The sequence below is a fragment of the Embleya hyalina genome (genome assembly GCF_003967355.1).
GTDB classification, from domain to species: Bacteria; Actinomycetota; Actinomycetes; order Streptomycetales; family Streptomycetaceae; genus Embleya; species Embleya hyalina.
Genome location: NZ_BIFH01000030.1, coordinates 47,351 through 69,482, shown reverse-complemented (window position 1 = coordinate 69,482; position 22,132 = coordinate 47,351). Strand labels below are relative to the sequence as shown.

19 protein-coding genes are annotated in these 22,132 nt (G+C 73.2%); 12 read left to right on the top strand and 7 right to left on the bottom strand.

Annotated elements, in window-relative coordinates:
* Window positions 1–8: 8 nt before the first annotated feature.
* From EMA17_RS32610 to EMA17_RS32600, 3 genes are all read left to right on the top strand, one after another.
* Window positions 9–410 (top strand): MarR family winged helix-turn-helix transcriptional regulator, encoded by a 402-nt coding sequence (locus EMA17_RS32610; protein WP_235618661.1) that lies wholly within the window; start codon window positions 9–11, stop codon window positions 408–410.
* Between the two features lie 46 nt (window positions 411–456).
* The gene (locus EMA17_RS32605; RefSeq protein ID WP_371863073.1) at window positions 457–1,881 is read left to right on the top strand and encodes an MFS transporter; all 1,425 of its coding nucleotides are present in this window, start codon (window positions 457–459) and stop codon (window positions 1,879–1,881) included.
* A gap of 108 nt (window positions 1,882–1,989) precedes the next feature.
* Window positions 1,990–2,763, top strand: a complete 774-nt coding sequence (locus tag EMA17_RS32600; protein WP_126640773.1) for a maleylpyruvate isomerase family mycothiol-dependent enzyme — start codon at window positions 1,990–1,992, stop codon at window positions 2,761–2,763.
* Between the two features lie 254 nt (window positions 2,764–3,017).
* Here the strand turns inward: EMA17_RS32600 and EMA17_RS32595 are convergent, their stop codons facing one another.
* Window positions 3,018–3,764, bottom strand: coding sequence for a 3-keto-5-aminohexanoate cleavage protein (locus EMA17_RS32595; protein ID WP_126640772.1), 747 nt, complete (start codon window positions 3,762–3,764; stop codon window positions 3,018–3,020).
* Window positions 3,765–3,920: 156 nt separating this feature from the next.
* Between EMA17_RS32595 and EMA17_RS32590 the strand changes: the two genes are divergently transcribed.
* Complete coding sequence (locus tag EMA17_RS32590; RefSeq protein ID WP_246127043.1) at window positions 3,921–4,967, top strand: hypothetical protein; 1,047 nt, start codon at window positions 3,921–3,923, stop codon at window positions 4,965–4,967.
* A 75-nt stretch (window positions 4,968–5,042) separates the two neighbouring features.
* Here EMA17_RS32590 and serC read toward each other — a convergent pair whose 3' ends face one another.
* A complete protein-coding gene (serC, locus tag EMA17_RS32585; protein WP_126640771.1) occupies window positions 5,043–6,164 on the bottom strand; it encodes a phosphoserine transaminase in 1,122 nt (373 codons plus the stop codon).
* A 176-nt stretch (window positions 6,165–6,340) separates the two neighbouring features.
* On the opposite strand from serC, the gene EMA17_RS32580 reads away from it, so the two are divergent.
* On the top strand, window positions 6,341–9,184 hold the full coding sequence (locus tag EMA17_RS32580; protein ID WP_126640770.1) for an FAD-binding and (Fe-S)-binding domain-containing protein: 2,844 nt from the start codon (window positions 6,341–6,343) through the stop codon (window positions 9,182–9,184).
* 204 nt (window positions 9,185–9,388) lie between these two features.
* Here the strand turns inward: EMA17_RS32580 and EMA17_RS32575 are convergent, their stop codons facing one another.
* Entirely contained in the window at window positions 9,389–12,493 is a 3,105-nt protein-coding gene (locus tag EMA17_RS32575; RefSeq protein ID WP_126640769.1) for a sacsin N-terminal ATP-binding-like domain-containing protein, read from the bottom strand.
* Between EMA17_RS32575 and EMA17_RS54470 the strand changes: the two genes are divergently transcribed.
* Window positions 12,486–13,058, top strand: a complete 573-nt coding sequence (locus tag EMA17_RS54470; protein ID WP_307721574.1) for a hypothetical protein — start codon at window positions 12,486–12,488, stop codon at window positions 13,056–13,058. The genes EMA17_RS32575 and EMA17_RS54470 overlap by 8 nt on opposite strands.
* 119 nt (window positions 13,059–13,177) lie before the next feature.
* On the opposite strand, the gene EMA17_RS32565 is transcribed toward EMA17_RS54470, so the two are convergent.
* Window positions 13,178–14,029 (bottom strand): DUF3027 domain-containing protein, encoded by an 852-nt coding sequence (locus EMA17_RS32565; protein ID WP_078976723.1) that lies wholly within the window; start codon window positions 14,027–14,029, stop codon window positions 13,178–13,180.
* Window positions 14,030–14,163: 134 nt separating this feature from the next.
* Between EMA17_RS32565 and EMA17_RS32560 the strand changes: the two genes are divergently transcribed.
* The 4 genes from EMA17_RS32560 to EMA17_RS32545 are packed head-to-tail and all read left to right on the top strand — an operon-like array spanning window position 14,164 to window position 17,691.
* Entirely contained in the window at window positions 14,164–15,732 is a 1,569-nt protein-coding gene (locus EMA17_RS32560; RefSeq protein ID WP_126640767.1) for an MFS transporter, read from the top strand.
* Between the two features lie 10 nt (window positions 15,733–15,742).
* Window positions 15,743–16,204, top strand: coding sequence for a DUF2771 domain-containing protein (locus EMA17_RS32555; protein WP_126640766.1), 462 nt, complete (start codon window positions 15,743–15,745; stop codon window positions 16,202–16,204).
* Between the two features lie 3 nt (window positions 16,205–16,207).
* Window positions 16,208–16,858, top strand: coding sequence for a futalosine hydrolase (locus EMA17_RS32550; RefSeq protein ID WP_126640765.1), 651 nt, complete (start codon window positions 16,208–16,210; stop codon window positions 16,856–16,858).
* A complete protein-coding gene (locus EMA17_RS32545; protein ID WP_126640764.1) occupies window positions 16,855–17,691 on the top strand; it encodes a 1,4-dihydroxy-6-naphtoate synthase in 837 nt (278 codons plus the stop codon). Before EMA17_RS32550 ends, EMA17_RS32545 begins: the two co-directional genes overlap by 4 nt.
* Before the next feature lie 52 nt (window positions 17,692–17,743).
* Here EMA17_RS32545 and EMA17_RS55495 read toward each other — a convergent pair whose 3' ends face one another.
* Window positions 17,744–18,127 carry a cold-shock protein gene (locus tag EMA17_RS55495; protein WP_126640763.1) on the bottom strand — a complete coding sequence of 128 codons (384 nt, stop codon included), beginning with the start codon at window positions 18,125–18,127 and terminating at the stop codon, window positions 17,744–17,746.
* Window positions 18,128–18,331: 204 nt separating this feature from the next.
* Here EMA17_RS55495 and EMA17_RS32535 point away from each other — a divergent pair, with 204 nt between their 5' ends.
* Window positions 18,332–18,568 carry a hypothetical protein gene (locus EMA17_RS32535; RefSeq protein WP_126640762.1) on the top strand — a complete coding sequence of 79 codons (237 nt, stop codon included), beginning with the start codon at window positions 18,332–18,334 and terminating at the stop codon, window positions 18,566–18,568.
* Between the two features lie 15 nt (window positions 18,569–18,583).
* On the opposite strand, the gene larE is transcribed toward EMA17_RS32535, so the two are convergent.
* Window positions 18,584–20,008: an ATP-dependent sacrificial sulfur transferase LarE gene (larE, locus tag EMA17_RS56095; RefSeq protein ID WP_371863078.1), complete on the bottom strand. Its 1,425-nt coding sequence runs from the start codon at window positions 20,006–20,008 to the stop codon at window positions 18,584–18,586.
* Between the two features lie 190 nt (window positions 20,009–20,198).
* Here larE and EMA17_RS32525 point away from each other — a divergent pair, with 190 nt between their 5' ends.
* Complete coding sequence (locus EMA17_RS32525; protein WP_126640761.1) at window positions 20,199–20,408, top strand: hypothetical protein; 210 nt, start codon at window positions 20,199–20,201, stop codon at window positions 20,406–20,408.
* 40 nt (window positions 20,409–20,448) lie between these two features.
* On the opposite strand, the gene EMA17_RS32520 is transcribed toward EMA17_RS32525, so the two are convergent.
* The gene (locus EMA17_RS32520) at window positions 20,449–22,095 is read right to left on the bottom strand and encodes a DNA repair helicase XPB (protein ID WP_126640760.1); all 1,647 of its coding nucleotides are present in this window, start codon (window positions 22,093–22,095) and stop codon (window positions 20,449–20,451) included.
* Window positions 22,096–22,132 lie beyond the last annotated feature (37 nt).

Genomic DNA, 22,132 nt, shown 5'->3' with positions numbered 1-22,132 from the left:
GTGCCACGGTGGCAGCCCTCCGTGCCTCCGTGCTGAAACTCTCTCGTCGCCTGCGCAACCAGCGGGCCGACGAGACGCTGAGCCCCACACAGCTCTCGGTGTTGACCGTGCTCGTCGTGCGCGGCGCCATGACTCCGGGCGAACTCGCCCGGCAGGAGAAGGTGCAGCCGCCGTCGATGACCCGGGTGATCGCCGGCCTGGAGGAGCGCGGCCTGGTCCGGCGCGAGCCGCACCCCGACGACCGCAGGCAGGTCGTGGTCTCCGCGACCGAGCCCGCCGCCGCCGTGGTGGAGGAGAACCGCCGACTGGGCAACGCCTGGCTGGCGGAACACCTGGCGCGGCTCACGCCGGAGGAGAACGAGGCGTTGCGCGCGGCCCTGCCGGTGCTGGAGAAACTGGCGCAGGCGTAGCGGGCTCGGCGCCCTCCGCGTCGCGGTCGGTTCGGTTCAGGGACGGATGCACATCCGGCCTCGGCCGATCCGTACGACGAAGGGGGAGCCCGTGGCGGCGACAGCCGGCACTTTCTCATCACTACGAAACCGCAACTTCAGATTGTTCGCCGCCGGCCAGACCGTGTCGAACACCGGCACGTGGATGCAGCGCATCGCGCAGGACTGGCTGGTGTTGCAGCTCACCGGCAGTACCACCGCGCTGGGCGTGACCACGGGCCTGCAATTCCTGCCCATGCTGCTGTTCGGCCTGTGGGGCGGGGTGATCGCCGACCGCTACCGCAAGCGTGTGTTGCTGATCGGTACGCAGACCGTGATGGGTCTGCTCGCCGCCGTGATGGCGGTCCTGGTGCTGAGCGGCGCGGTCGAGGTCTGGCACGTATGGCTGCTCGCCTTCGGCCTGGGCCTGGCCACCGCCGTGGACAACCCGGCCCGGCAGTCCTTCGTGATCGAGATGGTCGGGCGCAAGGACCTGGCCAACGCGGTCAGCCTGAACTCGGCCAACTTCCAGCTCGCCCGGATCGTCGGCCCCGCCGTCGGCGGTCTGCTGATCACCGCGATCGGCACCGGCTGGGTCTTCGCGCTCAACGCGGTGTCCTACATCGCGGTCCTGCTCGGCCTGGTGGCCATGCGCGAGGCGGAGCTGCGCACGATGCCCGTGGTGCCGCGCGAGAAGGGCCAGTTGCGGGAGGGGCTGCGCTATGTGCGCGGCCGGCCCGATCTGCTGGTGGCGATCGCCCTGGTCGGGTTCATCGGCACCTTCGGCTACAACTTCGCGGTCACCCTCGCGGGGTTCTCCAACAACGTCTTCCACGCCGGACCCGGTTCGTTCGGGCTGCTCAACACGGTGTTCGCGGTCGGCTCGCTGGCGGGCGCGCTGTTCGCGGCCAAGCGCGGGCGCACCCGGCTGCGGGTACTGGTCGGCGCGGCCATCGTGTTCGGCCTCTTGGAGACGGTCGCCGCGTTCATGCCGGGCTACTGGAGCTTCGCGCTGCTGCTCGTACCGATCGGGATCGCCGGCCTGACCTTCAACACGGCGGCGAACTCGACCGTGCAGCTGGGCAGCGATCCGGCGATGCGTGGTCGGGTGATGGGCATCTACATGCTCGTCTTCATGGGCGGCACCCCGCTGGGCGGCCCGCTGATCGGCTGGCTCGCGGAGAGCTTCGGTCCGCGCGTCGGGTTGTTCGTGGGCGGCCTGATCTCGCTGATCGCCGCGCTCGCGGTCGGTGCGCTGCTGGCCCGGCACAGCGGGATCCGGCTGCGGCCGCGGGCGATGGTGCGCGCGATGCGTCCGGCCGCCACGACCGCGCCGGCCGCCGCTGCGGCAAACGTCGCGGGAACCGCCTCTCCAACCGTTCCGGCGACTCCCGCCGGCGCCGGCGTCACGGCGACACGGTCGGGGTTCGGTAATCCCGCGGTCAAGATCTGACACAGCGTCAGCACATCTGTGCGACACACCTTTTCTTGACGTGGGATTCACGCTCTGGGGTGACGCAGGCCATCGACACGTCACCCGAACCGCTGGAATCCTTGACGAATGGACTACGTGCGGTTCCAGCACCTGTTCCAGGCGGAGGGCCTCCGCCTGGGCCAGGCGGCCGTCACGGACATGGACGCGCCGGTACCGTCCTGTCCCGGTTGGACGGTCGCCGACGTCGTACGACATTCCGTGCTCATGTACACCGACGCCACCGGGCAACTGCGCTCGGACGGTCGTCCGGAGGGCCGGCCACAACCGGCCGGCCCGAACGGCAGGGGGGATCTGCTCGACACCTACACCCGGGCGCACGCCGCGCTCGTGGCGGAAATGGCCAGGCGGGACCCGCTCGATCCGGTCGAGGCGGACCTGCCCGAGGCCGCCGTCCCGGAGGTCCTGGAGAGCGACGGGCCCGACCCGGGCACGGCCGGCTTCCTGGCCCGCCGGATGGCGCGCGAGGCGGCGGTACACCGGGCCGACATCGAGATGGCGGTCGGCACTCCGGGGCCGCTGGACGCCCAGCAGGCCCTGGACGGCATCGACGAGGTGCTGGGCGTACTGCTCCCGGCGCACTACGACGGGGGCGCGCGCGACGGCGCGAGCGGGCGCACCATCGGCGTGCACAGCAATCGGCACCACTGGCGGCTGACCATGCGGCGCGGTGGCGTCACCATGTCCCGCGAGCCGGGCTTCGCCGACGCGGCGGTGACGGGCGAGCCCGCCGAACTGCTGCTCTACCTGTGGGGCCGGCGGCCCGGCACGGTCGTCTCGCGGACCGGCGACCGCACCGTGCTCGCGGCCTTCCGCCGCCGCCTGGCCGCCTCCATGGTCTGACCCGACGGCTCGGGGCGGGTCCACGGAACCCGCGGCGCGAGCGCCCGACCGGAATTCGACCGGGCGTTCGCGCCGCGTAGGCTCTGGGGCGTGAATCCCCGTACCCGAACCCGCGTCGTCACGGCCACCCTGGCCCTCCTGCTCATCGCCGTGATCATCGGCGCGTTGATGCGGTAGGGCGGGGCGTCGAGTGCTCGCGTGCCCCGACCCGGCGTCGCCGGGTCGGGGCGGTGCGAAGGTGCGGACGGCTTCGGTCAGTGCGGGTTCCCCGTCGGGCGGGCCGCGTGTGCCCGGTCGGCGGCGATCCGTACCAGCGCCGCGTTGCCCGGGACCCGGCGGCCGTCCGGGTCGAGCAGGGTGTCCTCCAGCCCGATCCGGGTGTCCAGGCCGGCCGCGATCGCCGCGTCCAGGACCGGCCACGCGGACGTGTCGGCGCCGTGCAGCAGACGCGGCACGGCGACCTCGTGCCGATCCAGGACCGCCAGGATCCGACCCGCCTCGTCCAGCGCGTCCCCCGGTTCGCCGCCCTCGACCTCGACCAGGATCCGCGTGCACACCGCGGCCAACTCCCGCTCGACCAGCAACTCCGCGTCGGCCTCGGTCCACACCCCCGCCTCGACCCCGACCCCCAGGTGCGCCAGCGTGTACGCGAGTTCGACCGAGCCCTCCTCGGCCAGATTGACCGAGGCCAGGTCGGGCAGGACCGTCCAGGAACGCACCGAGGCCAGCCGGGAGGCCGCGTCCGACTCGATCCAGGCCCCGGTGCTCACCCCGATCGGCACACCGGGCGCCGCGCCCCGGATCGCCCGGACCACCGAGGTCAGCACGTCCGGCGCCAGACTCTCGCGGCCCCGGCGATCCCGCGGATGCACATGCACGATGGACGCCCCCGCGGCCACCGCGGCCCGACTGTCCGCGGCGATCTGTGCCGGGGTCAGCGGTAGCGCCGGGTGCTCCTCGGGGCGCCGCGTTCCGTTCAGACAGGCCTTGATCAGTGTCATGGAAGACTCCCGATGCCGACGCCCACGAGCCCCCATCCCATCCCCGATCCACGGCAAACCGCAATGGATTCGGCCGACCTGTCGCAAAATGACCGGAGGAGTCGAACGGGAGCCCGGACGGGGCCGGCAGGCTGGACCCATGACACGGCGGTACGCGTGAAGCGCGTGATACGAGGCCGGCTGCGCGTCCTGGGCGCGCTCCCGGCGGCCCTGGCCCTGGTGGTGGCGCTGCCCGCGGCGGCGACGGCCGACTCCGACGTGGTGTTCACCATCAAGGACGAGCGCATCGGCGAATCCAGCGGCCTGGTGGCGAGCGCGCAACATCCCGACGTCTACTGGACGCACAACGACAGCGGGGACTCGCCCAGGATCTACGCGATCGGCAAGGACGGCGCCACCAAGGCGACCATCACGCTGTCGGGCGTGGACGCGCGGGACTGGGAAGCGATCACCGTCGGCAAGGACGACACGGGCAAGCCGGCCGTGTTCGTCGGCGACATCGGCGACAACTTCCACGGCAAGTGGCCCGAGGTGTGGATCTACCGCTTCGCCGAACCCGCGACGCTGGCCGACGCGACGGTCAAGCCGACCAGGTTCCGGGTGAAGTACGACAACGGGCCGCGCGACGCCGAGGCGATGCTGATGGACCCGAGGACGAACAAGCTCTACATAGCCAGCAAGGAGTCCGACGGCGGACTCTACGAGCAGCCGGAGCAGTTGTCCACCACCGGGATCAACACGTTCCGGCGGATCGCCGCCGGCGACTCGACGGTGACCGACGGCGCGTTCGCGCCCGACGGCTCGCGGTTCGTGCTGCGCGGCTACTTCTCCGCCACCGTGTTCTCCGCGCCGGGCAAGCAGGTGGGACCGGTCAGCGTGCCGCTCCAGCGCCAGGGCGAGTCGGTGGCGTGGAGCGCGGACGGCCGGTCGCTGCTGTTCGGCAGCGAGGGCAAGGGCAGCCAGGTGCGCCGGGTCGAGCTGAAGGGCGACAACCGCCCGGACTCGGTACGCAACGCGCCGGGCGGCGGGGCGAAGTCGGACGCGAAGTCGGACGAGGCGGGCAGTACGGCCGGCGACAAGAGCGACGGCGACTCCGCCGCCGACAAGACCAAGACGTACGGGCCGGGACTCCTGGCGGTGGCGGGTCTGGTGCTGCTGTTCTTCGCGTATCGCCGACTGGGGCGGCGCGGGAACCGGGACTGAGCGCCGAACGGCCGCCGCCCCGGACCTCCCGACGGGGGTCCGGGGCGGCGGCCGTTCACGCGCGGTCGGCGTGGATCAGAGCTGCTCGATCACGAAGTCGACGCAGGCGGTCAGCGCCTCGACGTCGGCCGGCTCGACCGCCGGGAACATCGCCACGCGCAGCTGGTTGCGGCCCAGCTTGCGGTAGGGCTCGGTGTCCACGATGCCGTTGGCGCGCAGCACCTTGGCCACCGCGGCGGCGTCGACCGAGTCGGCGAAGTCGATCGTGCCGACGACCTGCGAGCGGGCCGCGGGGTCGGCCACGAACGGGCTCGCGTACGCGGACTTCTCGGCCCACGCGTACAGCCGGCCCGACGAGTCGGCGGTGCGCGCGACGGCCCAGTCCAGCCCGCCCTGCCCGTTGATCCAGTCGAGCTGGTCGGCGAGCAGGAACAGGGTGCTCAGCGCCGGCGTGTTGTAGGTCTGGTCCTTGACCGAGTTGTCGATCGCGGTGGCCAGGTCGAAGAACGGCGGGATATAGCGGTCGGACGCGGCGATCCGGCCGGCCCGCTCCAGCGCGGCCGGCGAGAACGCGGCCAGCCACAGACCGCCGTCGGCGGCGAAGTTCTTCTGCGGCGCGAAGTAGTACACGTCGGTCTCGGCCGCGTCCACCGGCAGCCCGCCCGCGGCCGAGGTCGCGTCGACCAGGACCAGCGAACCCGCGTCGGCGCCCGCCGGCCGGGCGATCGGCATGGCGACACCGGTCGAGGTCTCGTTGTGGGTCAGGGCGTATACGTCGACGCCCGCCTCGGCCTGCGGCAGCGGGTGGGTGCCCGGCTCGGACTTGATCACGGTGGGCTCGTCCAGCCACGGCGCGGCCTTGACCGACCCGGCGAACTTCGAGGAGAACTCGCCGAACGACAGGTGCTGCGACTTGCGGTCGACGAGGCCGAACGCGGCGATGTCCCAGAAGGCGGTGGCACCGCCGTTGCCCAGGATCACCTCGTAGCCCTCGGGGAGGGAGAACAGGCTGCCGACACCTTCGCGGACCCGGCGGACCAGGTTCTTCACCGGCGCCTGCCGATGGGAGGTGCCCAGGAGGAGGGAGGTACCGGTCGCCGCGAGGGCGGCGAGCGCCTCCGGACGTACCTTGGACGGGCCCGAACCGAACCGGCCGTCGGCGGGCATGAGCGCTGCGGGAATCTGGATCTCGGCCACGCCAAGAGCGTAGTCGTGTCCGTTTCGTGGGTGATCTGTATTCCGCACAATGAGACGAATGTGGCCGACATTCGGCCGGCGGGGGTCTCGACGGGTGGACGGTGCGAACGCGTGGCCCACCTTTTCGGCGGGGGTCGCACGCCCGGGCCGAGGCCGGTTCGGGCGAGGATGGCGGGGTGACGACACAGCTCGGGGATCCGGAAGAGGCGTTGCGGGCGCGGGTGCGCGGGGAGGTCCGGTTCGATCCGCAGGCCCGGGCGCTGTACTCGATGGACGCCTCCAACCACCGCCACGTGCCGCCGGGGGTGGTCTTCCCGCTGGACGCGGACGACGTGGTCGCCGCGCTGGCGGTGTGCCACGAACTCGGTGCGCCGGTGACGGTACGCGGCGGCGGCACCAGCATCGCCGGCCAGGCCACGGGCAACGGCGTGGTGCTCGACCTCGCGCGGCACCTGAACCGGATCCACACGATCGACCCGGCGACGCGGATCGCGCACGTCGAGCCCGGCGTGGTGCTGGACGACCTGCGCCGGGCGGCGGGCCGACACGGGCTGACCTTCGGCCCGGACCCCTCCACGCACAGCCGCTGCACCCTCGGCGGCATGATCGGCAACGACGCGTGCGGGTCGCACTCGGTCGCGTGGGGCCGGACGAGCGCCAACGTCGAATGGCTGGACATCGCGACGGTGGACGGCACCCGGATGCGGGTCGGGCGGGGCGAGCCGGTGCCCGCGACGGGGCGGGCGGGCGAGATCCACGCCGCGCTCGGGGCGCTGGCCGACGCCAACCTGGCGCTGATTCGGCGGGGCTTCTCGGCGCTGCCGCGCCGGGTCTCCGGCTACCCGCTGGATCGGCTGCTGCCGGAGCACGGGCGCGACCTGGCCCGGGCGCTGGTCGGTACGGAGGGGACCTGCGCGGTCGTGCTCGGGGCGGGGGTGCGCCTGGTCGAGGCGCCGAAGGCGCGCGTGCTGGCCGTGCTCGGCTATGCCGACGACTTCGCGGCGGCCGACGCGGCGCCGACGCTGCTGCGGTACGGGCCGCTGACCGTGGAGAGCCTGAGCGCGGGTCTGGTCGCGTTGGCGTCCTCCGCGCACGGGGTGGAACTGCCGCCGGGCGCGGCCTGGTTGTTCGTCGAGGTGGGCGGGGACACGGTCGCCGAGGCGGCCGAAAAGGCACGCGAGTTGTCCGGCGGCGGGCCGTCCCTCGTGGTCACCGATCCGGCCGGGCAGCGGGCGCTGTGGCGGATCCGGGAGGAGGCGTCGGGCACCGCGACCCGGATGGCGGACGGCTCCGAGGCGTGGCCGGGTTGGGAGGACACCGCGGTGCCGCCGGAGCGACTGGGCGCGTATCTGCGGGAGTTGGCCGAGTTGATGCGGCGGCACGGGCTGCGCGGGTTGCCGTACGGGCACTTCGGCGAGGGGTGTGTACACATCCGGATCGACTTCGACCTGCTCACCGCGCGCGGGGTCGCGGCGTATCGGGTCTTCGCCGGCGAACTGGCCGATCTGGTGGTCGCGCACGGCGGCTCGTTGTCCGGGGAGCACGGGGACGGGCAGGCCCGGGCCGAGTTCCTGCCCCGGATGTACGGGCCGGAGATCGTCGAACTGTTCGGCCGGTTCAAGGCGATCTGGGATCCGGCCGGGCTGTTGAATCCGGGCGTCCTGGTTCGTCCACACCCTGTGGACGGCGATCTGCGGTTCACCGGGATGCGTACTCCGGTGGCGGTGGAGTTCGGCTACCCGGCCGACGGCGGCGACTTCGCGGCGGCGGTGCGGCGCTGCGTGGGCGTGGGCAAGTGCCGCGAGTCGGCGGGGAACACGTCGGGCGGGGTGATGTGCCCGTCGTTCCGGGTCACCGGCGAGGAGGCGCATTCGACGCGCGGCCGGGCCCGGTTGTTGCACGAGATGTTGATCGGCGAGGTGATCACCGACGGCTGGCGGTCCACCGAGGTGCGCGACGCGCTCGACCTGTGCCTGTCCTGCAAGGGCTGCCGCGGCGACTGTCCGGTGGATGTGGACATGGCCACGTACAAGGCCGAGTTCCTGCACCACCACTACCGGGGCCGGGTGCGGCCGGCGGCACACTACGCGCTGGGCAACCTGCCGCTGTGGGCGCGGGCGGTGGGGGCGGTGCCGGGGCTCGCGGGCGCGGTGAACGCGGTGACGGGGGTACCGGCGGTGCGGCGGGCGGCGTTGGCGGCGGCCGGGCTGGATCGGAGCCGGGAGATTCCGCCGTTCGCCGCCGTGCCGTTCACCCGGTGGTGGCGCGATCGGCCTCGGACCGCGCGGAGTTCGCGACCTCGGGTGGTGTTGTGGCCGGACACGTTCACCAACCGCTTCCGGCCTTCGGTGGGGCGCGCGGCGGTCGAGGTGCTGGAGGCCGCCGGGCTGGAGGTGGTGGTGCCGCCGGGGCCGGTGTGCTGCGGGCTGACGTGGGTGTCGACCGGGCAACTGGGCGTGGCGAGGCGGGTGATGGCCCGCACGGTGCGCACGCTGCGGCCGGCTCTGGACGCCGGGCTGCCGATCGTCGGCCTGGAACCGTCCTGCGCGGCGGCGTTGCGGACGGATGTACCGGAACTGCTCGGCGCGGCGGCGGCGGGGTTGGCGGAATCGGTGCGGACCTTCGCCCAGGCGCTGGAGGAGTACGCCCCGAACTGGTCGCCCCCGGCCGTGAACCGCGAGGTGACGGGCCAACTCCACTGCCACCAGCACGCGGTACTCGGCGACGCCGCCGACCGCCGCCTACGCGCCCGGGCCGGCCTGACCGGCGACCTGGCGGGCGGCTGCTGCGGCCTGGCCGGCAACTTCGGCTACGAGGCGGCGCACGGCGACCTGTCGAGGGCGGTGGCGGCCGACCGCCTCCTCCCGGCGCTGTCGAAGGCCGCCCCCGACGCCGTCACCCTGGCCGACGGCTTCAGCTGCCACACCCAGATCACCCACATGACCACCCGCCACCCACAACACCTGGCCGAACTCCTGGCGGAAGCCCTGCACACGGGCAACGGGTCGCGGGGGACTTGAGGCAAGCAGGGCGGCGCGGGGCAGGCCGGGGCGGGGGCGGAGCGCACGAGGGCGAGCCTCGGCGTTGCGGTCGGGGCGCGTCGTGGGTCGGCGTCGGGTCGAGTTCGCCGGGGAGCCCTCCCGGGAGCTCGACCCGACCGGCGCGGGCGTGCCCCGCCCGCCGCGCCCGGGGCGGGGCGCGGCGGGTGGTGGGGCGGGTCGGGATCAGACGCCGTCGAAGTCGCGTTCCGTGGCGAAGTGGGCGGCGTTCTCCGGGTGGGTGAGGAGTTGTTCGACCTCGAAGCGGCGGTGCCATTCGCCGGCGGCCCAGGCCAGGCCGCGGGCGACGCCCTCGAACGTGGTGGCGTGCACCTTGCCGTCGATGTAGCGCCAGTCCGCCTCCAGTTCGGTGCCGTCCGGGCCGGAGACGATCAGCTCCTCGTGTTCCACGTACTCCTTCGGCGCGTCGGGCATCGCCGCCAGCACGTCGTCCGGGACCTCGTGCACGATGCCCTCGGAGAGCACCTTGCCGGGGATGGTCTCGGACAGCAGCGGTACGTCCAGCAGGTCGGCCAGCGCCTCCGCCCGGTCCGGGCGCACCGGCAGCACCACGTGCGTCGCATCGTCCGCGACCAGCGCCGCCAGGTCCGGCGCGTCGCCCACCAGCGCGTCCGCGACGTCGGCCACGGTCATCCGGCCGCCGGAGACGCCGCGCAATTCGGTCGGCGCGGACAGCCGCTCCGGGGCCACCTCGGCCAACGCGGTGTACAGCGCCCGCAACTGGTCCCGGGTGACCGCCCGGTCCGGGTCCGCCAGGCGCTCGAGGAGCTCGTCCGGGCCGTCCGGGTCGGCCAGCAGCGCCGGGAGCGTCGTGCGCACGCCCAACGCGGTCAGGAACACCGGATCCAGGCTCGCCCGGACCCGGTCGTAAAGGCCGTGCAGCAGCCGGTCCCCGTCCAGCGCGAGCAGCCCCGCCGGTCGCCGGCCGTCCAGCACCGGGTGCCCGCGCAGCCACCACGCGGTGTACGACGGCACCCGCGCCCGGCCGCCGTCCGGCAGCAGCACGTGCGCCGGATCGGTCACCGCGTTGCGCAGCGGCGGGGTGGCCAGCACCTCCAGGGCCTCGTCCCACGCGTCGTCCGCGACCAGGTCCAGATCGCGCACCGCGGCGAACCCGGCCAGCACCGGCGGCACGCCCTGGTCCGGCAGGTGGTCGAGCACGTCGTCGAGCCAGTCGTCCTCGGCGTCCAGGTCGTGGTCGCAGCCGTCGTGGTCGAGGACCACGTCCTCCTCCCGGACCAGGCCGAACGTGCCGAGCACGCCGACCGCCTCCAGCACGTCCTCGCCCCAGCGCTCGACCAGGTCCGGGTGCGCGACGCCGAGCGCGTCCGGCTCGACCACCGCGGCGATCCGGCTGCCGGGCAGCATCAACTCGCCCGCCGGCACCGCGTCGCCGTCCACGTCCGGCAGCAGCAGCGCGGCCAGCCACGATTCGTCGCCGGCGGCGATCCGGGCGGCCCGGACCAGCTCCAGGACCGCGTCGGCGATGTCGTCGCCCTCCTCGCCCTCGGTGACCGCGGCCCGCACCGCCGGATCGGCCAACACCGCCCGCGGCGTGGCCCGGACCGCGCCGAGCCGCTCCAGGAGCGGATGCGTCGCGTCGGGGTGGGCCACCCGCAGCCGGAGCACGTCCAGCACCGCCGGGTCCGGGCTCTCCGGACAGGGCAGCAGGACCCCCCTCGGCCCACGCACGATCCGACCGTCGGCCAACGGCACCGGCAACGCCCCGAGCGCGTCCCGGGCCGCCGGGTCGAAGGCGTCGTACAGATCCCGCCACCAGGACGGCTCCCGCTCCATCCCCGCGAGTTGGTCGACCACCTCGGCCAGCGGCAACCGGCGCACCCCCAGCACCCGCAACGCGGCGCTGCGGTCCAGCCCGGCCGGCAGCAGCCCGGCCACCACCGGCGCCAGCGCCTCGACCAGACGCGGGCCCGCCGTCTCGATCAGCACCGCGTCGCGCGGGCGCAGCAGGTCGCGGTCGCGCGCCGCGGTGCCCCGGTCGAGCAACAGCGCGTCGCGGTCGTCGGGTTCCGCCTCCACGACGGACGCGTCGCCGGCACCGGCCTCGGCACCCGGCGCGGCGGCCGGCAGGAACGCGGTCTCCGCGAGCCGATCGAGCACCGCCCGGCGCAGCAGCCCGTCCAATTCCCCCTCGCCGGTCGGCCCCGGCACCAGGTTCAGCACGGCGGTGGTGGTCACCGGCCAGGTGCCGAGCAGCCCGGCGTAGGTCTCGGCGGCCCGCTCGACCAGGAAGTCGCGCAGCGGGCCGGGCGCGGTGTGCCGGCGGGTCGGGTCCAGCGGGAAGGACGCGACGAGCAGGGCGGGCAGCCCCAGCGGCTCGTCGGTGGGCGTGGGCGCGTGCACGACGGGCCGTACGCTCGGCCGGCGCGGATGATCGGCGCCGTCCAGCGGCACCGCCCACAACACCGACCAGGCGGCCCGCCGGCGCTCCTCGGTGGGCCGGTCGGCGAGCAGCGCGGGCTCGAGCGCGCCGCCGTCCTCCGCGACGCGCCAGCGGGTCTCCTCGCCGTTGTCGGCCACCACCAGGGCGCCGCCGTCGGTCCGGCAGGTCAGCGTCCGCACGCCTTCCGGCGTCTCGATCACGATCTCGCCGAGCCGGCGGAGGGTGAGCAGCAGCGCGTCGTCGACCTCGGCGAGCAGCCGGGCGGCCAGGTCCACCGCGGCGCCGTCGCGCAGCGGCAGCACCACGCACGTGTCGTAGTCCTCCGGCGGGGTGCCCTCGGCCGGCATGGGCAGCCGCAGCACCGGCACGCCGCCGTCGCGCCGGGCCAGTTCGTCGGTCAGTCCGGCGTTGTCCCGGGCCTGTTCCGCGACCAGGTCGCGGGCCTCTCGGAGGGACCAGCGCACCCCGCCGGTCCGGGAGATCACGCACGGCTCGTCGGTGACCGCGAGCACCGCGGCGAAGCCGACCCCGAACCGGCCGACCGCCTCGGGCCCGTCGTCGCGCTTGGCCGAGGCGCGCAGCGTGGACAGCGCCTCGACGCCCGGCGCGTGCAGCGGGTCGCCGGTGTTGGCCGCGACCAGGACCCCGTCGCGCAGGGTCAGCCGGAGCCGGCCCACCACGCCGGCCCGGGCGGCGGCGTCGGCGGCGTTCTGCGCGAGTTCGACCACCAGTCGATCGCGATAGCCGCCGAGGGCGAGTTCCTCCTCGGCGTTCGCGTCCTCCCGAAAACGCGCGGGCGACGCGCCCCACGCGTCCAGTACGGCTCGCCGAAGCGAAGCGGTGCCAAAGCGGTCGTCGATGCCCATGCCGTGCGCCGTCCCTCGATCGCGGATGTGGCCGGAACCCTATTGCGTTTCCGGCGCGGCGGCCGCCCGGCGATCCCGGTCCGTGAGAAGCCGGGCGAAACGGCGTGGGGACGATGCGGACCGGCAATGGATCAAGTCACACAAAACCCACACAGCCGACAAACGGCAATCCTCTGGTCGACCCGGTCCCCCGGCGGTGGACACATCCGTGGGGGCAACCCCAATCGGCTACGGAAGGGGACGACGTGGCCACCTACCGCACGCGGATCCCATACGGGGCGCCCGGATCACCCGGTCCGGCCCGCAGGGCAACGGGTCGATCACGTTCTTCGACGACGGCGCGAGCTTCCAGGGCACCGCGCGGTTCCCGGGCGAGGGCCCGGTCGCCTACCGGGGCACGGCCCGCCGAGTCCACCCCGGGAGCCGGGTCGGCCCGGCAGGCCGAGTCGAGCCCGCGAACACATCGAAGCCGCCACCGATTCGGTGGCGGCTTCGTCGTGTGGTCGATCGGGCCGGGCACCGTCCGGCGGACAGGACCCGGGGCCCGATCGCACGATTCGATTGATTCGGTCGATTCGGTCGATTCCAGTAAGCCTGATAAATCTGATGCTTCTGACATTTCCGACAACTCGGACGACTCGGATGGCTCGCGCAACTCGGAGAGGATTCGCATTCGGCGATCGGTCAGGAGTGGCCCAGCTGGTCCTCTCCGGGCTCCATGCCGTCCTCGTCCACCGCGCTCTCGACCGGGCGGATCCGCACGGTCTCGATCCGGTACTCGTCCAGGGACAGCTCGGCCGCGGGCGTCGCGGCGGGCATCACCGCGGCCTCCGAGTGGCCACCGCAGCCGTAGGCCAGCGAGACCATCCGGCCGTCGGCGGGCGAATACTCGTTGGCGCACACGCCGAACGCCTGCCCGAGCGGCCCGCCGACCTTGACCAGGAAGCCGCAACTCGTGCAGTGCGCGGGCGCAGCCTGGGCCATCGGCGTGGCCCGGCCGAAGTGCTCGTCCCAGCGGTCGGCGGCCAGATCGCGCCCGACCGGGGACAGCACGCGTACGCGCCCCTGCCCCAGCTCGTACGCGACCGCCTTGGGGCCGAGCCCGATCGGCTCGGTCGATTCCTCCTCTGTCTCGTCCGCTCCGGTGTAACCGAATTCGAGACGGGGGTCGTCGGCGTCGGTGGGCAACAGGTCGCCCACGCCGAGGTCACCGGGACGAAGGCGCTCGTTCCACGGCACCCACGCGGGCGCGAGCAGCGCCTCGGGGCCGGGTACGAGGACCGTTTCGTCCACGGTCACCAGCTTGGCGCGGGGCGCCCGGGCAACGGTCACCGCCCAGCGCCAGCCGTGGTAGGCGGACTCGCGGCACGCGAACAGGTGGGTGACCAGGCGATCACCATCCACCTGTACACCCAGATGCTCGCCGACGGAGTCCTGACCTGCGGCTTCCTCGGCAGCGGCGAAGGCAAGATCAACCGCCTCTGCGCAGAGGCGGTCCGGGGTTCGACTACGGGTCGCGGCACTCACGAGAGTGATTCTCTCTCACGCGTCGAAGGTCTCCACCGCCGATACCCTCAAAACACGTCCGATTCCCGAACGGGCGCGCGGAGCGAGCCCTTCCTGGCGTGTCGCGACCGCATCATCCGAGGGAGCGAGGGCAGGATCCCGGCGTGGCAGCCTCCAAGACCAGTACCGCATCACGGCGCAGCATTCGCGCGCCCGGCTCCACCCGCGGCTCGTCCGGCAGGAACCGAGGTCCGGGCCGTCGCGCGCTCGGTCGGTTCGGCGGACTGTTCACCGGCGGCTTCGGCAAACTCCGCGGCGCGGCCCGGGCCAAGGGCGCCGGCGAGAGCGGCCTGGCCAAGCTGATCGAGCTGCACCTGATCAACAACGCCGGCGACGCGCTGGTGACCATGGCCCTGGCCACCACGATGTTCTTCTCGGTGCCCACCGGCGAGGCGCGCGACCGGGTGGCGATGTACCTGCTGATCACCCTCGCGCCGTTCGCGCTGCTCGCCCCGGTGCTCGGGCCGATCCTGGACCGGATGCGCCGAGGTCGCCGCTACGCGATGGCGCTGGCGATGCTGGTCCGGGTGGGGCTGTGCTGGCTGATGGCCGGCTCGGTGAACGACGGCGGCCTGGAGTTGTACCCGGCGGCGTTCGGCGTGCTGGTGTCCTCGAAGGTGTACGGGGTCAGCCGCAGCGCGGTGGTACCCCGGCTTCAGCCGCGCTCGGTCTCGCTGGTCAAGGCGAACTCGCGGATCACCATGTTCGGCCTGATCGGCACGATGGGCGCGGCGCCGGTGGCGGGCGGCCTGAAATACACGTTCGGCACGCCCGGGATCCTGTACGGCGCCTGCGTGGTGTTCACCTTCGGCGCGATCCTGTCCTTCACGCTGCCGGCGAAGGTCGACTCGGCCGAGGGCGAGGACCGGGCGTCGTTCACCGCCGAGGCCCCCGGCGTCGAACACGAGCGCAAGGTGTCGCTGGCCAAATTGCGCGGCGGCAAGGGCGGTACGAGCACCGAGACGGTGCCCGAGCCCCGGACCGAGGAGTCGGGCGAGGACCCGGCCGCGGCGGGCGCCGAGCGCGAATCCGGGCGCAAGCCGGTCCGGGTCAAGACCTCGCGGCGGTTGCGCAGCGTGGGCCCGTCGGTGGTCCAGGCGTTGTGGGCGAACGCGGCGCTGCGCGGCTTCTCCGGGTTCCTGATCATGTTCCTGGGCTTCCTGATGCGCAAGCACCCGGTCGCCGACCTGTCCGCCACCCAGGCCACCATCGCGGTGGTGATCGCCGCCGCGGTCGGCAACGCGATCGGCACCGCGCTCGGCGCGTGGCTCAAGTCCCGCGCGCCGGAGGTGATCATCACCGGCGTGTTGCTCGCGTCCGCGTCCTGCGCGGCGTGGGCGGCGGTGATGTACAGCCTGGTCACGGTGCTCGCGGTGGCGGCGGTGGCCGGTCTCGCCCAGGCGCTGGGCAAGTTGTCGCTGGACGCGATGATCCAGCGCGACATCCCCGAGGCGGTGCGCACCTCCGCCTTCGCCCGGACCGAGACCGCGCTCCAGGTGGCGTGGGTGGTCGGCGGCGGCGTCGGCATCGCGCTGCCGCTGAACGGCACGCTCGGGATGAGCGTGGCGGCCGGCGTGCTGACCCTGGCGCTGGTGATCGTGGGCCGCAAACTCACGACGCGCCGGGCGCGCCGCAAGCGGTCCCCCGGCATGCGGCTGCGAACCGCCCGGTAATCTTCGGATCATGAAGACTCGCCGCCCTGCCGCCCTCGCCGGCGCCGCCGTCCTGGGCGCGCTCGCCCTGACGGGTTGCAACCTCGACAAGCCCACGCCGATCGTGACCATGGTCAGCGGGACGACGTCGGTCCACACCGAGGCCGAGTGCTACAAGGACGACGGCACCATCGACGAGAAGAAGGTCGACGGCTGCCTGAACAAGACCGACGGCGTCACCAAGCTCTCGGTCTCCGAGGGCGGCGGCTTCTCGATCGGCGTGGACAAGGAGCTGGCCGACGACGGCTGGGTGCTCCTGGTCGACGGCAAGCCGCAGACCCAGTCGCCGATCAAGACCACGTACTACTCGGGCCTTCGACTGAGCTACGGCACGCCGGAGAAGGAGAGCGAGCCGCTGCTTGTGCAGGTCGTGCAGCCGGACGGCAAGCAGGGCTACCGGGGCATCTGGTCGTTCAAGGTCGCGAAGAAGTAACCCTTGCCCATCCTGGTGATCACCGCCGTGGCCGCCGAGCGCGACGCCGTGCTCGGCGGTTCGCGTTCGTGGCGCATACCCGGCCCCGACGTGCTCGCGGTCGGCGCGGGCCCGGCGGCGGCCGCCGCGGGCACCGCCGCGGCGCTCGCGCGTGGTTCCTACGACCTGGTGGTCAACGCCGGTATCGGGGGCGGCTTCCCGGGGGTGGCGCCGGTCGGCTCGACCGTGCTCGCCACCCGTGTGGTGGCCGCCGACCTGGGGGCGCAGACCGCCGACGGGTTCGTGTCGATCGAGGAACTGGGCTTCGGGACGAGCGGGTTCGAGGCGGACCCGCGACTGGTCACCCACGTGGGTGACGTTTTGCGCGCGGCCGGCGTCCCGCTCGCCACCGGCCCCGCGCTCACCGTCTCCACGGTGACCGGAACGGCCGAGCGTGCCGCCGAGTTGGCCGCCCGCCACGTGGGCGCCGCGGTCGAGGGCATGGAGGGTTTCGGCGTGGCCACCGCCGCCGCGGCCCACGCGGTGCCGATGCTCGAACTGCGCACCGTCTCCAACGCCGTGGGCCCGCGCGATCGTGCGGCCTGGCGCATCCCGGACGCGCTGCGCGCACTCACCGCGGCCTTCGCCGCGCTCGAAGGGAGCCTGACGCCGTGACCCTGTCGCTGGCCTACTCGCCGTGCCCGAACGACACGTTCGTCTTCCACGCCTGGACCCACGGCCTGCTCCCGGACGCGCCGCCCGTCGAGGTGCGCTACGCCGACATCGACATCACCAACGGCCTGGCCGAGCGCGGTGAGCTGGACCTGCTGAAGGTGTCCTACGCGGCGCTGCCGTGGGTGCTGGACGAGTACGCGCTGCTGCCCTGCGGCGGGGCGCTGGGGCGTGGTTGCGGCCCGCTCGTGCTGAGCCTGGGCGCGGGCACGCCCGAGGCGCTGGCGGGCAAGGTGGTCGCGGTGCCGAGCGAACGCTCCACCGCGTACCTGCTGTTCCGGCTCTGGGCGGCGCGGCACGTGCCCGGCGGGGTCGGCGAGATCCGGGTGCTGCCGTTCCACGAGATCATGCCCGCGGTGCGCGACGGCGTGGTGGACGCGGGACTCGTCATCCACGAGGCGCGCTTCACCTACGCGCGGTACGGCCTGACCCGCCTCGCCGACATGGGCGACTGGTGGGAGTCGGACACCGGCCTGCCGATCCCGCTCGGCGCGATCATCGCCAAGCGCTCGCTGGACCTTGTCGCCCTGGCCGCCGCCGCGCGCGCCTCGGTCGAGCACGCCTGGGCGAACCCGGCCGCGTCGCGCGCCTATGTCCTGGAACACGCCCAGGAGATGGATCCGACGGTCGCCGATCGGCACATCGGCCTGTACGTCAACGAGTTCACCCGCGACCTGGGCACCGACGGTTACGCGGCGGTGTCCGCGCTGCTCGACCGCGCCGCCGCCGAGGGCCTGGTCCCGCCCGTCCCGGCCGGCGCCCTCGAACTGCCGTAGCGATCGCGGGAGATCGCCGGGCGGGGCGGCTCGGCCCGCCCGGCGCGCGTACTCACGTGTCGAGCTCGTCGGCGACGGCTCGCAGCAGTTCGGCGACCTTCGCGGTGGCCCGCTTGTCGGGGTAGCGACCGCGCTCCAGCGTCTTGTCGACCCCCTCCAGGACCTTGAGCAGGTCCTGGATGATCGAACTCATCTCGTCGGGCTTCTTGCGGCTCGCGGCGACGACGGAGGGGCGCGGGTCCAGGACACGAAGCGAGAGGGCCTGTTCGCCGCGGCGCCCCTCGACGATCCCGAACTCGACCCGGGTGCCGGGCTTGAGCGTGTCCAGGCCCTGCGGCAGTGCCGACGCGTGCACGAACACGTCGCCTCCGTCGTCCCGGGACAAAAACCCGAAGCCCTTCTCGGTGTCGAACCACTTGACCTTGCCGGTGGGCACGGGAGACCTCGATCGTGTCGGGACGGCTTCGTCGGGACTTTTACGAGCATTTACCAGGCTGGGTGGGGCGCACACATCGAATCCGAGCAGGAACGCGTAGTGACCCCGTTCACTCGTCCAGGCTAATGGTCGCCTTCTCGGCCGGACATCGGGATCCCGCCCCCGCGCGCGAGCGGCCCGGATCGGGGCATCTACCCTGGGTCGGTGTCCAACGCATCCGCAGGCCCCGGCGATCGGCTCGTCCGCATCGGCGCGCTGCTCTTCGCCCTCGGTACGGTCGCCACGCTCGCCACCGTCACCCCCATGCTGATCGGCGCGCACGCGCTGCCGACCGCGGTGTATCTGCTCAGCGCGCTGATGCCGATCGGCTTCGCGATCGCCGCCGCGGGCCTGATCAGGTCGATCCGCGGCCGCCGCCGTCCGGTACCGAAGCTGCTCTGACCCGCGCCGACGCCCTCAGCGGTACGCCTCCGGGTCGGGCAGCAGTTCGTTCATCGCGCCCTCGCGGTAGCCCAGCGGGTCCACCTCGACCCGGGCGAAGCCCGCGTCCCGGACCGCGGCCAGGGCCGGTTCGTGGCCGGCCACGGCGGTGCTCAGCGCGGCGTCCACCTCGATCCGCGCGAACCGCCCCAGATCGCGGACCCGCAGGTTGCGCACCGCGATGCCGTCCCGGGCCAGCACCACCCGCAACGCGGTCTCCGCGCGTTCCACCCGGGCCAGCCGGGCCGGGGTGATCGCCACCCCGTACGCGACCCGGCTGGACAGGCAGGCCGCGGCCGGCTTGTTCCAGGTGGGCAGCCCCCACGTCCGGCTGATCGCCCGAATCTGGGCCTTGGTCAATCCGGCGTCGAGCAGCGGGGTGACCGCGCCGGCCTCGGCCGCCGCCGCGATCCCGGGCCGAAAACCCGCGCGCGCGTCGTCCGCGTTGGTGCCCGTGGCCAGGTGCGCCATCCCCGCCGCGCGGGCCACCGGAGCGAGCACCGCCATCAGCTCCGTCTTGCAGAACCGGCACCGGTCGCCGTTGTTGTCCCGGTAGCCCGCCCGCGCCATCTCGTCGCTGGGCACCAGCTCGTGACGCACCCTCAGCTCCGCGGCGAAGGCCCGCGCGGCGTCGCGTTCGGCGGCCGGCAGGCTGGCCGAGTCGGTGGTCAACGCGAGCACGTCGGCCGCCCCCAGGGTGCGTACCGCCGCCGCGAGCAGGAACGCCGAATCGGCGCCGCCGGAGAACGCCACCGCGACGCTGCCGAGCGATGCCAACCGCTCGCGCAGCGCGCCCAGCCGCAGGTCGGCCACGTGCGCGTCCAGCCACGCGGGAAAGCCGGTCAGGTCCGGGAGCACCACGTCGGCCCCGGCCGCCCGCAGGTCCTCGGCGGAGATCGGCCCGGTGGCCACCCCGACCGCGACCGCGCCGGCCGCCCGGGCCCCGATCAGATCGCCGAGGTGGTCGCCGACGTACACCCCGGCCCCCGACGCGCGCAGCGCCACGCCCTTCTGCTCGGCCCACAGATCGCCGACCAGGTGGTCCACGGCCAGGCCCAGATGATCCAGGTGCAGCCGGGCGTTGGGCTCGTGCTTGCCGGTGACCACCATGGTGCGACCGCCGTGTCGGTGCACCGCGGCCAGCGCCTCGCGGGCACCGGGCAGCACGTCGGTGCCGAGCACGGCGTGGTGCGGATAGATCTCGCGATAGCGCGCGGCGACGGCGGTCACCTCGGCCGCCGGGAACCAGTTCGCCACCTCGACCTCCAGCGGCGGCCCGAGCCGGGAGACGACCGCCGGGATGTCGATCGCCGCACCGGTCTCCGCCGCGAGCACGGCCCAGGCCGCCCCGATGCCGGGGCGCGAATCGACGAGCGTCATGTCCAGGTCGAAGCCAACGATGAGGGCATTCACCCGTTCAGCCTACGACGCGGCACGGTGCGTGCCGATGGCCGATACCCGGCGCCCGACCCCGATCCGAGCGGGTCGGCCGCGTGGGCGACCCCTGGGGGGCGATCACCCACAAGAGGTAGCGCGGCGGGCGCCCTGATGCTGACGCGTCCGTTATGTGGGCCGTCGTAGCGTCGAGGACATGAGCACGATGACGCACCTCCCCGCCCACCGTTCCCTGCGGATGCCCGCCCCGCGCGGCTCGGCCCCCGCCACGATCCCGTTCGCCGACCTGGTCCGCGCCCGGCTGCGCGGGCCCGCCCACACGAGCGCGCGGATCGCGCGCGGCACCTGGATCTTCACCGCCACCGCGGTGCGGGTCACCCTGCTCGGCCGGCACGCGGTGCCGTGACCCCCGCGCCCGGCCGTCCGCGGTGTCGCCACCGCGTCCGCTACATCTGGGTGTCCACGTCGTCGGAGTCGACGATCCGGTACGCGTAGCCCTGTTCCGCGAGGAAACGTTGCCGGTGCGCCGCGAAGTCCTGGTCGATGGTGTCCCGGGCGACCACCGAGTAGAACCGCGCGCCCCGACCGTCGGCCTTGGGCCGCAACACCCGGCCGAGCCGCTGGGCCTCCTCCTGTCGCGAACCGAACGACCCGGACACCTGGATCGCCACCGTGGCGTCGGGCAGGTCGATCGAGAAGTTCGCCACCTTGCTGACCACCAGCGCCTGCACGGCGCCGGTGCGAAACGCGTCGAACAACCGCTCGCGTTCCTTGTTGGTGGTCTCGCCCTTGATCACCGGCGCGTTCAACACCTCGCCCAGTTCGTCGAGTTGGTCGATGTACTGGCCGATCACCAGGGTCTGCTCGCCGCGGTGCCGCTCGACCAGGTCCTTGACCACGCGGGTCTTGCTCGCGGTGGTCGCGCAGAACCGGTAGCGCTCCTCGGGCTCGGCGGTCGCGTACGCCAGGCGTTCCGTCTCGGTCAGGGTCACCCGGACCTCGACGCAGTCGGCCGGCGCGATGTATCCCTGGTTCTCGATCTCCTTCCACGGCGCGTCGTAGCGCTTGGGACCGATCAGCGAGAACACGTCGCCCTCGCGGCCGTCCTCGCGCACCAGCGTCGCGGTCAGACCGAGCCGGCGCCGGGCCTGCAGGTCGGCGGTGAACCGGAAGATGGGGGCGGGCAGCAGGTGGACCTCGTCGTAGACGATCAGACCCCAGTCCCTGGAGTCGAACAGCTCCAGGTGCGGATACACGCCCTTTCGCCGCGTGGTCACCACCTGGTAGGTGGCGATGGTCACCGGCCGGATCTCCTTGCGGGTGCCGCTGTACTCGCCGATCTCGTCCTCGGTCAGCGAGGTGCGCTTGACCAGCTCGGACTTCCACTGGCGGGCCGAGACCGTGTTGGTCACCAGGATCAGCGTGGTCGCCTTGGCGGTCGCCATCGCCGCCGCGCCGACCAGCGTCTTGCCCGCGCCGCACGGCAGCACCACCACACCCGAGCCGCCGTGCCAGAAGCCCTCGACCGCCTCCTGCTGGTAGGCGCGCAGGCTCCAGCCGTCCTCGGCCAGTTCGATCGGGTGCGCCTCGCCGTCCACGTAGCCCGCGAAGTCCTCGGCGGGCCAGCCGAGCTTGAGCAGCACCTGCTTGATCTGGCCGCGCTCGGAGGGGTGCACGATCACGGTGTCCGGGTCGACCCGCACCCCGACCAGCGGCGCCATCTTCTTGCTGCGCAACACCTCCTCCAACACCGCCCGGTCGGTGGTGGTCAGCACCAGGCCGTGGGTGGGGTGCCGGGACAACTGCAGGCGCCCGTAGCGGCCCATCGTCTCGGCGACGTCCACCAGGAGCGCGTTGGGCACGGGGTAGCGCGAGTGCCGCAGCAGCACGTCCACGACCTGCTCGGCGTCGTGGCCCGCGGCGCGCGCGTTCCACAGGCCCAGCGGGGTCAGTCGATAGGTGTGCACGTGCTCGGGGGCACGCTCCAACTCGGCGAACGGCGCGATGGCCCGGCGGCACTCGGCGGCGGCCTCGTGCCCGACTTCGAGAAGCAGGGTCTTGTCGGACTGGACGATCAGCGGGCCGTCGGGCACGGGCCAACCTTTCCGCGGGTGGAGGGGGACGGGACCA